The organism is Alcaligenes aquatilis (assembly GCF_003076515.1).
In the GTDB taxonomy this organism is placed as follows: Bacteria; Pseudomonadota; Gammaproteobacteria; order Burkholderiales; family Burkholderiaceae_B; genus Alcaligenes; species Alcaligenes aquatilis.
The window spans coordinates 3,217,456-3,229,271 of the sequence record NZ_CP022390.1 but is presented as its reverse complement, the minus strand read 5'-3'; the positions used below and the strand labels follow the sequence as shown (position 1 = coordinate 3,229,271).

The following is an 11,816-nucleotide window of genomic DNA, read 5'->3' as shown; positions in this document are numbered from 1 at the left end:
CCGCAGAACATTATTCCGGAGTTTTTTTATGATTTCCCGTCCCGCCTTGGGCGGGACTGCTTTGCAGTCCTCTCCCTCTCGCCTGATTTCCTGGGTTCTGACCACCTGTGCCGCGCTGGCCCTGTGTTTGTATGCTGTCGCCGCGCACGCCCAAGCCGCCGACCCTAAAGGCGAGCCCAACAAGTTTGTTGAAACGGTTGGCAATCAGGCATTGCAAGTTGTCAAGGCAAGCGAGGCCATCCGCAAGGGTGATCGTGCTGCCATCACGGCCGCTGTGAACGAAAACATCATGCCGTACGTGAACCTGGAAAAGACCACTCGCCTGTCCGCTGGCCGCTACTGGCGCCAAGCCAGCGCAGATCAACGCCAAAGACTGGTCGAGGCTTTCAAGGGCACCTTGGTTCGCACCTACAGCGGCGCCTTGTCCCGTGTAGATGACAAGACCCAGCTGACCATTCTGCCTTTCCGTGGTGATGCCAATGCGGACGACGTGGTTGTGCGCTCCTCGCTGACCCAGTCCAACGGTGGCCCGGTTGGCGTAGATTACCGCCTGGAGAAAACACCTGAAGGCTGGAGAATCTACGACTTGAACGTGGAAGGTATCTGGCTGATCCAAAACTACCGCAACCAGTTTGCCCAGCAAATTGAACAAAGTGGCATTGATGGCCTGATTCAGGCGCTGAACAAGCAAAACAGCTAAGACAGGCCGTGGCAAGCTCGGGCGCTTTGGTCGAGCTTTCTTAAGCAGACCAGAGTCGTACTCTATAATAAAGAGCCTGATCACCCCCAAACAGGTCTACGCCCATGCGTAGGCCTGTTTAGTTAACAAAGACGCTACCGCGACGACTTGTACCGCCACACTCGCGTCAGGCCAACCAAATTGCCATGTCCGCCTTCAAACTCGATAACGTCAGCAAACGCTTCGCCCCCCAAAGCCGGGGACTCAAAAGCCTGTTTTCCCCTCCCCGCTCCGATGCCGGTTTTCTGGCCGTCGATCAGGTCAGCCTGACTATCGAACATGGTGAGTTTTTTGGCTTGCTCGGCCCCAACGGCGCCGGCAAAACAACCCTGATTTCCATGTTGGCGGGCCTGACCCGTCCCACCAGCGGCCAGGTCAGTGTCTGTGGTTACGATGTGCGCACCCAGTACCAAAAAGCCCGCCAATCGCTGGGCGTGGTGCCACAGGAAATTGTTTATGATCCCTTTTTCACTGTTCGTGAAACCTTGCGTCTGCAATCGGGCTATTTTGGCCTGAAACACAATGATGACTGGATCGACGAGATCCTGGCCAATCTGGCCTTGAGCGACAAGGCCGACACCAATATGCGTGCCTTGTCCGGTGGCATGAAGCGCCGCGTGCTGGTTGCCCAGGCACTGGTCCATCGCCCCCCTGTCATTATTCTGGATGAACCCACTGCCGGTGTGGACGTGGACCTGCGCCGCACGCTGTGGGAATTCATCATTCGTCTGAATCAACAAGGCCACACCATCTTGCTGACCACCCACTATCTGGAAGAAGCCCAGGCCCTCTGTGGCCGACTGGCCATGCTCAAGAGTGGCAAGATTGTCGCCCTGGATACCACACAAGCCATTATGGAACGCGCGGGTGGCCACGATCTGGAGGATGCATTTGTGCGCATCATGCACAACGAAGGAAAAATGGGAGTCGCACTGTGAACCAGAACCCCTCTCCCAAACACTGGGGTGTGCCACAAAACACGGACGCACCCACAAGCAAGATCGGCACCCTGAGCCTGCCCCCTCAGCCCAAGATGGGCTCGGGCTTCCCGACACTGCTGCGCAAAGAGCTGATGCGTTTCTGGAAAGTGGGCTTTCAGACCATTGCCGCTCCGGTGCTGACAGCGCTGATGTATTTGCTGATTTTCGCCCACGTACTGGAAGGTCGCGTCACGGTGTACGACTCCGTGCCCTACACCGCCTTCCTGATTCCGGGCCTGATGATGATGAGCATGTTGCAAAACGCCTTTGCAAACCCCTCGTCATCATTGATTCAAAGCCGCATCACAGGCAATCTGGTCTTTATCCTGTTGCCGCCACTGTCGCACCGCGAAATTTTCGCTGCTTATCTGCTGGCGTCCATCGCCCGTGGCATCTGTGTGGGCCTCTGTGTCTGGTTGGTGTCCCTGTTCTTTGTCTCCTTGCCCCTGGCCAAGCCTTTGTGGGTATTGGTCTTTGCCGTCCTGTCTTGCGGCATCATGGGCACCTTAGGCCTGATCGCCGGCCTGTGGTCTGAAAAATTCGACCAGTTGGCCGCGTTCCAGAACTTTCTGATCATGCCCGCCACCTTTTTGTCAGGTGTGTTCTATTCAATTCATAGCCTGCCGCCGTTTTGGCAGACTGTTTCACACTGGAATCCGTTGCTCTATACCATTGACGGATTCCGCTACGGTTTTTTTGCCGCCTCGGATATTTCTCCCTGGTTCAGCCTGACCGTTGTCGCCAGCGTCTTTGTTGCGCTGTGTCTGATTTCGCTACGCCTGCTTGCCTCAGGCTATAAATTACGGAATTGATCTCATGTTGCCGACTCCCGAACAAGTTCACCAATACATTGCCGACAACCTGCCCTGTGAACACTTGCAAGTGCAAGGCGATGGTTCGCACTTTGAGGCCCTGATCGTCAGCACCGCCTTTGAAGGCAAACGCCTGATTGCGCGTCACCAACTGGTCTACAAGGCCCTGGGTGACCGGATGAAAGCTGAAATCCACGCCCTGTCCATGCGCACGCTGACCCCCGACGAATACAAGGCCAATCCGAATGGATAAATTACGCATCACAGGCGGACAACGCCTCAATGGCGAGATCACCATCTCTGGCGCCAAAAACGCTGCTCTGCCTATTCTGTGCGCCAGTTTGCTGACTGCCGATACGGTGTACCTGGACAATGTCCCGCGTCTGCGCGATATCGACACCACCCTGAAGCTCTTGGGCCAGTTGGGTGTCACCCAGGAGCGCAATGGCACGCTGGAGTTGAATGCCGGCAACATCACCAATCTGGAAGCGCCCTACGAACTGGTGAAAACCATGCGCGCCTCCATTCTGGTGCTGGGCCCCCTGCTGGCCCGCTTTGGCCAGGCCCGCGTCAGCCTGCCCGGTGGTTGCGCCATTGGCCAACGCCCGGTAGATCAGCACATCAAGGGTCTGGCTGCCATGGGTGCAGAAATCCATGTCGAGCACGGCTTTGTGAATGCCCGCGCCAAACGCTTGCGTGGTGCAGTGGTGCGCACGGACATGGTGACAGTCACCGGCACCGAGAACCTGATGATGGCCGCTGTCCTGGCAGAAGGCCAAACCATTCTGGAGAACGCGGCCCGCGAACCGGAAATTATTGATCTGGCCGAGTTGCTGATCAAGATGGGCGCCAAGATCCAGGGCCACGGCACCGACCGCATCGTCATTGACGGTGTCGAGCGCCTGCACGGTGCCAAGCACACCATCTGCCCCGACCGTATTGAAGCCGGCACCTTCCTGTGTGCTGTTGCCGCTACCGGTGGCGAACTGACCTTGCGCAATACCGATGCTGACGCCATGGGCGCCACGCTGGACAAGCTGCGCGAAGCCGGTCTGCACATTGAAACCGGCCCAGACTGGATCAAGGCCAGCATGAATGGTCGCCCCAAGGCAGTCAGCTTTCGCACCAGCGAATATCCCGGTTTCCCTACCGACATGCAGGCTCAACTGATGGCCTTGAACACCATTGCCGACGGCACCGCCTCGGTTGTGGAAACCATCTTTGAAAATCGCTACATGCACGTGCAGGAATTGAACCGTCTGGGTGCACAGATTGATATCGAAGGCCATATGGCCGTGGTTACCGGCGCCCCCTACCTGACGGGCGCTACCGTCATGGCAACCGACCTGCGTGCTTCGGCCAGTTTGGTCATTGCGGGTCTGGCTGCTCGGGGTGACACCACCGTCGAACGCATCTACCATCTGGACCGTGGCTACGACCGTATGGAAGCCAAGCTTCAAGCCGTAGGCGCCAACATCGAGCGAATCAGCAGCAAGGAAACCTAATGAGCCCCGCCGGTTTAAATCAACCTCTGACGCTGGCCTTGTCCAAAGGCCGGATTTTTGACGAAACCCTGCCTTTGCTGGAAGAGGCGGGCATCAAAGTGCTGGAAAGCCCGGAAACGTCGCGCAAACTGATCCTGCCCACCAATAATCCGGACCTGCGTCTGATTATTGTGCGTGCCACGGACGTGCCGACCTACGTGCAATACGGTGCTGCCCATATCGGGATTGCCGGCAAGGACGTGTTGTACGAGCACATGGAACAGCACCCCGGCGGTCTATACCAGCCCGTGGATCTGAACATTGCCCGTTGCCGTCTGTGCGTAGCCGTGGCGGAGGGCTTTGACTACCATTCGGCTGTCAAACAAGGTTCGCGCTTGCGTATCGCAACCAAATACACGCGCGCGGCTCGCGAACACTTCGCCAGCAAAGGCGTGTACGTGGACCTGATCAAGCTATATGGCTCCATGGAGCTGGCCCCGCTGGTCGGTCTGGCTGACGCCATTGTGGATCTGGTCTCCAGCGGCGGCACCCTGCGTGCCAACAAGCTAGTGGAAGTGGAAGACATCACCCCCATCTCCTCACGTTTGATCGTCAATCAAGCTGCCATGAAAAACCGTGGTACCCAGCTACAACCCCTGATCGACGCTTTCTCTCGCGCCTCGGTGGACGAGTAAAATCTCCCCTGCTTCTTGCAGGGGACAAACAGCCGAACAATCCTGCTTGCGCAAAAGACGCAGACCGCCTTTTGCGCAAGCGAAATGTTATACACTGGCCCTTGATCCTTAGCTTTTTCCTATAGCGACATGTCACTGATCCATCGCCTGAACTCTCAATCCGCCCAGTTCGATGCCGAACTGCGCACGCTACTGGCTTACGAAGCGTCTGAAGACGCGTCTATCGAGCACGCTTGTGCCGAGATTCTGCATCGTATCCAGCATGAGGGAGACACGGCCTTGTTGGATTACACCCAGCGCTTTGACCGACTGGCCGTTGAACAGGCTTCGGCACTGGAAATTTCTAAAGAAGAGCTGTTTGCAGCCCTGGACAGCCTGCCCGCCGGTCAGCGCAAGGCACTGGAGCAGGCCGCCGAGCGCGTGCGCCGTTATCACGAACATCAACGTGCCCAAACCTGGACCTACACAGAAGCCGACGGCACCGTGCTGGGCCAGCAAGTCACCCCCTTGGACCGTGTGGGACTGTATGTTCCCGGTGGCAAGGCCGCTTACCCCTCCTCGGTTCTGATGAACGCCATTCCCGCCAAAGTGGCGGGTGTTCCTGAACTGATCATGGTCACGCCTACACCCGATGGCGTGCGCAACCCTATCGTGCTGGCCGCCGCCGCCCTAGGTGGTGTCGATCGCGTGTTCACCATTGGTGGCGCACAAGCCGTGGGCGCCTTGGCTTACGGCACGGATACCATTCCTGCGGTGGACAAGATTGTCGGCCCCGGCAACGCCTATGTAGCCGCTGCCAAACGCCGCGTCTTTGGTGTGGTGGGTATCGACATGATTGCCGGCCCCTCCGAAATCCTGATCATCAGCGACGGCAGTGCTCCAGCCGACTGGGTGGCCATGGACCTGTTCTCCCAGGCCGAACACGACGAGCTGGCCCAGGCCATCTTGCTGTGCCCCGATGCCGACTTTCTGGATCAGGTTGAAGCCGCTATCGAACGCTTGTTACCCACCATGCCACGCGAGGACATCATCCGTCGCAGCCTGTCTGGCCGGGGAGCCCTGATCCACGTCCGCGATCTGGACGAGGCCTGTCAGATCAGCAACCATATCGCGCCGGAACACCTGGAAGTCTCTACCCGGAACGCCCAGGACTTGTTGGGCAAAATCCGCCATGCTGGCGCCATTTTCCTAGGCCCCTACAGCTCCGAATCGCTGGGCGATTACTGTGCCGGGCCTAACCATGTCCTGCCGACGGCACGCACTGCGCGTTTCTCGTCACCGTTGGGCGTCTACGATTTCCAGAAACGCAGCAGCATTATTCAGGTTTCAGAATCAGGCGCCCAGACACTGGGACCCATAGCCGCTACGCTGGCACAAGGCGAGGGCCTGTACGCCCACGCTGCCAGCGCGCAATTCCGATTGAACCAATCCTGATACCGGCCTTGCCGCCGGCTCTGATATGCGTACCGCCGAGATTACCCGCAATACCAATGAAACCCGCATCCGCGTGGCCGTTAACCTGGACGGCACCGGCCGTCACTCGCTCAACAGCGGTGTGCCTTTTCTGGACCACATGCTGGACCAGATTGCCCGCCACGGTCTGATCGACTTGGATGTGCACTGTGAGGGCGATACCCACATCGACGACCACCATACCGTCGAAGATATCGGCATTGCGCTGGGCCAGGCATTTGCCAAGGCTGTCGGTAGCAAAGCCGGTCTGCGCCGCTATGGCCACTCCTACGTGCCGCTGGACGAAGCCCTGTCGCGCGTCGTCGTGGACTTCTCCGGTCGCCCTGGTCTGTTTTATTTTGTGCCCTTTACCCGCGCACGAATCGGTCAGTTCGATGTAGACTTGGCACGCGAGTTTTTCCAGGGTTTTGTCAACCACGCCCTGGTTTCTATGCACATCGATAACCTGCGCGGCGAAAACGCACATCATCAGTGCGAAACCGTGTTTAAAGCCTTTGGTCGAGCATTGCGTATGGCTCTGGAGCTGGACCCACGTAGCGAAGGCGTGGTGCCTTCGACCAAAGGGGTTCTGTAAACGTCCTTTGGACACACATCGTGACCACTATCGCTATTGTCGATTACGGTTCGGGCAACATCTTCTCGGTTGCCCGGGCACTGCATGCCGCTGCACCTGATGCGCGCATTGTTCTTGCTCAAACTCCTCAAGCCATTCTGGATGCGGACCGGGTTGTATTACCCGGCCAGGGAGCCATGCCCGATTGCATGGCCCACCTGGACCAATCCGGTTTGCGCGATGCCTTGCTGACTGCAGCCCGCAGCAAACCTTTATTAGGTATCTGCGTAGGCGAACAAATGCTGTTCGACTCCAGTCAGGAAGGCAATGTCCCCTGTTTAGGTCTGATTCCCGGCCAAGTGCGCCGTTTTGAGGGCCCAAACTACAAAAGCAGCGACCACGCCTCCGGCACCGGGCTGAAAGTGCCCCATATTGGCTGGAACCGCGTACACCAGACTCAAGACCACCCCTTATGGGCTGGCATTGAAGATGGCGCGTTCTTTTACTTTGTGCATAGCTACTTTGTCGATCCGCTGCATATAGATCAAACTTGTGGTTCGACGCACTATGGCCAACGCTTTACCTCGGCGATCGCAAACGCTAATATTTTTGCGTTGCAATGCCATCCTGAGAAAAGTGCGGACAACGGCCTGCAACTGTTCCGGAATTTCGCCAACTGGAAGCCATGATTTTTCAATAAAGCTTCCTGGCGTCTTTTCGACTTTTTCCGACCCAGTATTTCTTACGTTTTTTACGGCTAAAGACCATGCTTTTGATTCCCGCCATCGACCTTAAAGACGGGCGTTGTGTGCGCCTTCGCCAGGGTGACCTGGACGACGCCACTATTTTCTCGGATGATCCGGCCAAAATAGCAACACAGTGGCTCGAGCAAGGGGCCCGGCGCCTGCATCTGGTGGACTTGAACGGCGCTTTTGCCGGCAAGCCCAAGAACAGCGAAGCCATCAAATCCATTATTGCGGCCATTGACGGTGAGATTCCCGTACAGATCGGGGGCGGTATCCGCGATCTGGACACCATCGAACGCTACCTGGACGCCGGAATGAGCTATGTCATTGTTGGCACAGCCGCCGTCAAAAGCCCAGGTTTCCTGCAGGACGCTTGCAGCGCTTTTCCTGGCAGCATCATTGTTGGCCTGGACGCTCGTGACGGCAAAATCGCCACCGATGGCTGGAGCAAGCTGACACGCCACGACGTACTGGACCTGGCCAAGAAATTTGAAGACTACGGCTGCGAATCCATTATCTATACGGATATTGGCCGCGACGGCATGTTGACAGGCGTCAATATCGAAGCCACCGTCAAACTGTCTCAGCACGTCAAGATTCCTGTGATCGCCTCGGGCGGCGTCACCAACCTGAAAGACATCGAAGACCTGTGTGCTGTCGAGCACGAAGGGATTGAAGGTGTCATTTTGGGGCGCAGCATTTATGAAGGCACCCTGGATTTTGCCGAGGCACAAACATTTGCTGACGAGTACCCGGCATGAGCCAGGTTGCTGCCAACGAATTAGCCTGCCGCATTATCCCCTGTCTGGATGTCACCGCCGGTCGCGTGGTCAAAGGAATCAACTTTGTGGATCTGGTCGATGCCGGAGACCCGGTAGAGATCGCCCGCAAATACAACGACCAGGGTGCCGATGAGCTGACCTTCCTGGACATTACCGCCACCTCGGACAACCGGGATCTGATCTTGCCGATCATCGAACAGGTGGCCAGCCAGATTTTCATTCCGCTGACAGTCGGTGGCGGTGTCCGTGAAGTCACGGACATCCAGCGCCTGCTCAATGCCGGTGCGGACAAGGTGTCCATTAACAGCGCCGCCATCAGCAACCCTGATCTGGTGCGTGCTGCCAGCGATCACCACGGCACGCAGTGCATGGTTGTCGCCATTGATGCTCGCCGTGTCAGTGCCGAAAACGAAGCTCCCCGCTGGGAAGTCTTTACTCACGGCGGCCGTCGTGGAACAGGTCTGGATGTCGTGGAATGGGCAGCCCGCATGGCCGACTATGGCGCAGGCGAGCTGCTGCTGACCAGCATGGACCGCGACGGCACCAAATCCGGCTTTGATCTGGAACTGACCCGTGCCGTATCCGATGCGGTCTCCGTGCCCGTTATCGCCTCTGGCGGCGTGGGTGGCCTGCAAGACCTGGCCGACGGCGTGATCAAAGGTGGTGCTAGTGCCGTGCTGGCCGCCAGCATCTTCCACTATGGTCAACACACTATTGCCGAAGCCAAGGATTTCATGGCTGCGCAAGGTATTCAGGTGCGACGCTAATGGCAGACTTACCGGCCTGGCTGGCTGAAATCCGCTTTGATGAACAAGGTCTGATCCCTGCGATTGCACAGGACCAGGCCACGGGCAAAATCCTGATGGTCGCCTGGATGAACCAGGAGTCCCTGCAAGAGACCGTCAGTACTGGCCGCGCCGTGTACTGGTCGCGTTCCCGCCAGCGCCTGTGGCGCAAAGGCGAGGAATCCGGCCATGTGCAGCATGTCAGCGACTTGCGCCTGGACTGCGACGGCGATGTTATTTTGCTCAGCGTGGAACAGCTTGGTCAGATTGCCTGTCATACGGGACGTGAAAGCTGCTTTTATCGCCAGTTACAAGGCCAGAGCGATCAAGCACAATGGGTGGTGGTTGATCCCGTCCTGAAAGACCCGGAGCATATTTACCGATGAACGAACAACCTACTGTCGAGACTATTCTCGATCATCTTGGCCGCACTCTGAAGTCCCGTTTGCCGGCACAAGGCGGGGACCCTTCCTCGTCCTATGCCGCCAAGCTTCTGGCCAAAGGGCCGGATGCGTTCTTGAAAAAGATCGGCGAGGAGGCAACCGAGCTGGTCATGGCGGCTAAGGATCAGGAGCGCGAACGCATTGTCTGCGAAACCGCAGACCTGTGGTTTCATAGCCTGGTGGCCCTGACCTATTATGGTCTGGAGCCTCGTGATGTCCTGACAGAGCTGCTGCGCCGTGAAGGCACATCGGGATTGGAAGAAAAAGCTTCGCGACCTAAGGATCAAGCGTAATCCTGTCATCTAGTCGCGCTACACTGTCCTAATACCTAGATTTTCAGCATTCGCCCAGCGAGTGCTTCGCTACCGAGGTTGCTATGAGCGAGAACTGTCTTTTCTGTAAAATTGCTGCCGGTCAGATCCCGTCCAAAAAGGTATACGAGGACGAGGATTTTCTGGCATTTCACGACATCAACCCAGCGGCTCCTATTCATATTCTGGTCATTCCCAAAAAACACGTCGTCTCCATGCAGGACGTATCGGACCAGGATAGCGAATGGTTGGGTAAAATGATGGCTTTGGCTCCTTCCCTGGCCGCAAAGGCTGGTTGTCGCCCCGGCCCAGAAGGCGGTTTCCGCATTGTCATCAACAACGGTTTGGATGGCGGGCAGGAAATCAACCATTTACACATGCACATCTTGGGCGGTGAGCGCCCATGGCAACAACGCGCAGCCATGGCTGCTTAAGGGAGATACATTATGGGTAGCTTTAGCATTTGGCACTGGTTGATCGTTCTGGTCATCGTCGCCCTGGTTTTCGGCACCAAAAAACTGCGTAACATCGGCTCGGATCTGGGCGGTGCAGTCAAAGGTTTTAAAGAAGGCATGAAAGAAGTTGGCGACGACGAGAAAAATCCCGAGTCTGTCAGCCAGCGTACGGCAGACCCCCAAACCATCGATGTGCAGGCAAAGGAAAAGTCCGATCGCACCTGACTTTTACGTGAGTCTCCATGTTTGATATCAGCTTTACTGAGCTACTCCTGATTGGCGTAGTTGCTTTGATCGTTATCGGTCCGGAGCGCCTTCCCAAAGTGGCTCGCACAGCCGGGCATCTGCTTGGCCGCGCTCAGCGTTACGTCACCGAGGTCAAATCCGATATCCAACGTGAAATCAATCTGGATGAGGTCAATAAGCTCAAAGACCAGATGGAGGACGCCGCGCGCTCGGTGCGCAGTTCGGTCGAGGACACGGGCAAAAGCATCAGCCAGCCTCTAACCGAAGCGCGCGACACGCTACAAAATGCGTCGGAGTCCGCACGTAAGGCCTTCTCAGATACCGCTGACAGCGCGACTACAACGCCCGACGCCGCTTTAACAGAACCGGCTGTCAGCCAGCCAAGCACGGATGCAGCCGCCCCACCAGCGCCGAGCGCGCCTGCCAGTGACGACGCTCCCCGTCCTACGGATGCTCCCGCCCACCCCGCTAAAGGACCTACGGCATGAGCACCGACGCGCCTCAAGAAGACACCTTTATCTCTCACCTGGTAGAGCTGCGCACACGCCTGTTACGCGCCGTTATTGCCGTGGTGGGAATTTTTATCGTGTTGTTTACCTATCCGGGTGCCTCGGCCATTTACGATGTGTTGGCACAGCCCATGATGAGCTCGCTGCCCGAGGGCACACGCATGATCGCCACGGGGGTAATTACCCCTTTCATGGTGCCGGTCAAAGTCACCCTGATGGCAGCCTTCGTGCTGGCCTTGCCGATTGTGCTTTATCAGGCATGGGCCTTTATTGCGCCTGGCTTGTATAACCACGAGAAGAAACTGGCGTTGCCCCTGATCATGACCAGCACCTTGCTGTTCATCGCTGGCATGGCATTTTGTTATTTCGTGGTGTTCCGCACCGTTTTCCATTTCATCGCCACGTTTGCCCCACAATCGATTACGCCAGCTCCGGACATCGAAGCCTACCTGGGTTTTGTCATGACCATGTTCCTGGCATTTGGCATTACATTTGAAGTGCCGATCGCAGTGATCTTGCTGGTAAAAACAGGCGTTGTGACGGTAGCCAAGCTGCGTGAAATCCGTGGCTATGTCATTGTGGGTGCCTTTGTCATCGCTGCTATTGTTACTCCACCGGACGTGGTCAGCCAGCTTCTGTTAGCAACTCCGCTATGCCTGCTCTATGAGTTAGGGATTCTGGCCGCCAGCCTGATCAAAAAACGAGAAACGGAAAGCAGCGAAGGCCGTGAGCTGGACCTGTAAAACGGTCAAAGCAACATCGGTCTGTACACGCTAGGTTTTTGTCAGTGCAGGCCCAAAAAT

Annotated in this window: 17 protein-coding genes; all 17 read left to right on the top strand. The window is 56.9% G+C overall.

Annotated elements, in window-relative coordinates:
• The first annotated feature begins 28 nt into the window (after positions 1–28).
• The 17 genes from CA948_RS14835 (at position 29) to tatC (ending at position 11,756) form a co-directional block, all read left to right on the top strand.
• Positions 29–700, top strand: coding sequence for an MlaC/ttg2D family ABC transporter substrate-binding protein (locus tag CA948_RS14835; RefSeq protein ID WP_094197985.1), 672 nt, complete (start codon positions 29–31; stop codon positions 698–700).
• Between the two features lie 185 nt (positions 701–885).
• Complete coding sequence (locus CA948_RS14830; protein ID WP_108728398.1) at positions 886–1,677, top strand: ABC transporter ATP-binding protein; 792 nt, start codon at positions 886–888, stop codon at positions 1,675–1,677.
• Between the two features lie 95 nt (positions 1,678–1,772).
• Positions 1,773–2,531 carry an ABC transporter permease gene (locus tag CA948_RS14825; RefSeq protein WP_094198456.1) on the top strand — a complete coding sequence of 253 codons (759 nt, stop codon included), beginning with the start codon at positions 1,773–1,775 and terminating at the stop codon, positions 2,529–2,531.
• 4 nt (positions 2,532–2,535) lie between these two features.
• Positions 2,536–2,784: a BolA family protein gene (locus CA948_RS14820; protein WP_009455487.1), complete on the top strand. Its 249-nt coding sequence runs from the start codon at positions 2,536–2,538 to the stop codon at positions 2,782–2,784.
• Positions 2,777–4,036, top strand: a complete 1,260-nt coding sequence (gene murA, locus CA948_RS14815) for a UDP-N-acetylglucosamine 1-carboxyvinyltransferase (RefSeq protein ID WP_108728397.1) — start codon at positions 2,777–2,779, stop codon at positions 4,034–4,036. The genes CA948_RS14820 and murA overlap by 8 nt, the downstream gene beginning before the upstream one ends.
• Positions 4,036–4,710 (top strand): ATP phosphoribosyltransferase, encoded by a 675-nt coding sequence (hisG, locus tag CA948_RS14810; protein ID WP_094197988.1) that lies wholly within the window; start codon positions 4,036–4,038, stop codon positions 4,708–4,710. The genes murA and hisG overlap by 1 nt, the downstream gene beginning before the upstream one ends.
• 129 nt (positions 4,711–4,839) lie before the next feature.
• Positions 4,840–6,144, top strand: a complete 1,305-nt coding sequence (gene hisD, locus CA948_RS14805) for a histidinol dehydrogenase (RefSeq protein ID WP_108728396.1) — start codon at positions 4,840–4,842, stop codon at positions 6,142–6,144.
• Positions 6,145–6,169: 25 nt separating this feature from the next.
• Positions 6,170–6,757, top strand: coding sequence for an imidazoleglycerol-phosphate dehydratase HisB (gene hisB / locus CA948_RS14800; protein WP_094197990.1), 588 nt, complete (start codon positions 6,170–6,172; stop codon positions 6,755–6,757).
• 20 nt (positions 6,758–6,777) lie between these two features.
• On the top strand, positions 6,778–7,425 hold the full coding sequence (gene hisH / locus CA948_RS14795; RefSeq protein ID WP_094197991.1) for an imidazole glycerol phosphate synthase subunit HisH: 648 nt from the start codon (positions 6,778–6,780) through the stop codon (positions 7,423–7,425).
• Between the two features lie 77 nt (positions 7,426–7,502).
• Positions 7,503–8,243 carry a 1-(5-phosphoribosyl)-5-[(5-phosphoribosylamino)methylideneamino]imidazole-4-carboxamide isomerase gene (gene hisA, locus CA948_RS14790; RefSeq protein ID WP_094197992.1) on the top strand — a complete coding sequence of 247 codons (741 nt, stop codon included), beginning with the start codon at positions 7,503–7,505 and terminating at the stop codon, positions 8,241–8,243.
• Positions 8,240–9,031 carry an imidazole glycerol phosphate synthase subunit HisF gene (gene hisF, locus CA948_RS14785; RefSeq protein ID WP_094197993.1) on the top strand — a complete coding sequence of 264 codons (792 nt, stop codon included), beginning with the start codon at positions 8,240–8,242 and terminating at the stop codon, positions 9,029–9,031. Before hisA ends, hisF begins: the two co-directional genes overlap by 4 nt.
• A complete protein-coding gene (gene hisI / locus CA948_RS14780) occupies positions 9,031–9,435 on the top strand; it encodes a phosphoribosyl-AMP cyclohydrolase (protein ID WP_108728395.1) in 405 nt (134 codons plus the stop codon). Before hisF ends, hisI begins: the two co-directional genes overlap by 1 nt.
• Positions 9,432–9,785 (top strand): phosphoribosyl-ATP diphosphatase, encoded by a 354-nt coding sequence (locus CA948_RS14775; protein ID WP_094197995.1) that lies wholly within the window; start codon positions 9,432–9,434, stop codon positions 9,783–9,785. The genes hisI and CA948_RS14775 overlap by 4 nt, the downstream gene beginning before the upstream one ends.
• Positions 9,786–9,868: 83 nt before the next feature.
• Positions 9,869–10,237, top strand: a complete 369-nt coding sequence (locus CA948_RS14770) for a histidine triad nucleotide-binding protein (protein WP_094197996.1) — start codon at positions 9,869–9,871, stop codon at positions 10,235–10,237.
• 12 nt (positions 10,238–10,249) lie between these two features.
• A complete protein-coding gene (gene tatA, locus CA948_RS14765; RefSeq protein ID WP_094197997.1) occupies positions 10,250–10,483 on the top strand; it encodes a Sec-independent protein translocase subunit TatA in 234 nt (77 codons plus the stop codon).
• A gap of 17 nt (positions 10,484–10,500) precedes the next feature.
• Entirely contained in the window at positions 10,501–10,992 is a 492-nt protein-coding gene (tatB, locus tag CA948_RS14760; RefSeq protein ID WP_108728394.1) for a Sec-independent protein translocase protein TatB, read from the top strand.
• The gene (gene tatC / locus CA948_RS14755; protein WP_094197999.1) at positions 10,989–11,756 is read left to right on the top strand and encodes a twin-arginine translocase subunit TatC; all 768 of its coding nucleotides are present in this window, start codon (positions 10,989–10,991) and stop codon (positions 11,754–11,756) included. The genes tatB and tatC overlap by 4 nt, the downstream gene beginning before the upstream one ends.
• Positions 11,757–11,816: the final 60 nt, after the last annotated feature.

What these genes read in the sequence shown, in the direction of transcription:
- CA948_RS14835 (WP_094197985.1), top strand. Translation starts at nt 29, where the DNA reads ATGATTTCCCGTCCCGCCTTGGGCGGGACTGCTTTGCAGTCCTCTCCC.
- CA948_RS14830 (WP_108728398.1), top strand. Translation starts at nt 886, where the DNA reads ATGTCCGCCTTCAAACTCGATAACGTCAGCAAACGCTTCGCCCCCCAA.
- CA948_RS14825 (WP_094198456.1), top strand. Translation starts at nt 1,773, where the DNA reads ATGGGCTCGGGCTTCCCGACACTGCTGCGCAAAGAGCTGATGCGTTTC.
- CA948_RS14820 (WP_009455487.1), top strand. Translation starts at nt 2,536, where the DNA reads ATGTTGCCGACTCCCGAACAAGTTCACCAATACATTGCCGACAACCTG.
- murA (WP_108728397.1), top strand. Translation starts at nt 2,777, where the DNA reads ATGGATAAATTACGCATCACAGGCGGACAACGCCTCAATGGCGAGATC.
- hisG (WP_094197988.1), top strand. Translation starts at nt 4,036, where the DNA reads ATGAGCCCCGCCGGTTTAAATCAACCTCTGACGCTGGCCTTGTCCAAA.
- hisD (WP_108728396.1), top strand. Translation starts at nt 4,840, where the DNA reads ATGTCACTGATCCATCGCCTGAACTCTCAATCCGCCCAGTTCGATGCC.
- hisB (WP_094197990.1), top strand. Translation starts at nt 6,170, where the DNA reads ATGCGTACCGCCGAGATTACCCGCAATACCAATGAAACCCGCATCCGC.
- hisA (WP_094197992.1), top strand. Translation starts at nt 7,503, where the DNA reads ATGCTTTTGATTCCCGCCATCGACCTTAAAGACGGGCGTTGTGTGCGC.
- hisF (WP_094197993.1), top strand. Translation starts at nt 8,240, where the DNA reads ATGAGCCAGGTTGCTGCCAACGAATTAGCCTGCCGCATTATCCCCTGT.
- hisI (WP_108728395.1), top strand. Translation starts at nt 9,031, where the DNA reads ATGGCAGACTTACCGGCCTGGCTGGCTGAAATCCGCTTTGATGAACAA.
- CA948_RS14775 (WP_094197995.1), top strand. Translation starts at nt 9,432, where the DNA reads ATGAACGAACAACCTACTGTCGAGACTATTCTCGATCATCTTGGCCGC.
- CA948_RS14770 (WP_094197996.1), top strand. Translation starts at nt 9,869, where the DNA reads ATGAGCGAGAACTGTCTTTTCTGTAAAATTGCTGCCGGTCAGATCCCG.
- tatA (WP_094197997.1), top strand. Translation starts at nt 10,250, where the DNA reads ATGGGTAGCTTTAGCATTTGGCACTGGTTGATCGTTCTGGTCATCGTC.
- tatB (WP_108728394.1), top strand. Translation starts at nt 10,501, where the DNA reads ATGTTTGATATCAGCTTTACTGAGCTACTCCTGATTGGCGTAGTTGCT.
- tatC (WP_094197999.1), top strand. Translation starts at nt 10,989, where the DNA reads ATGAGCACCGACGCGCCTCAAGAAGACACCTTTATCTCTCACCTGGTA.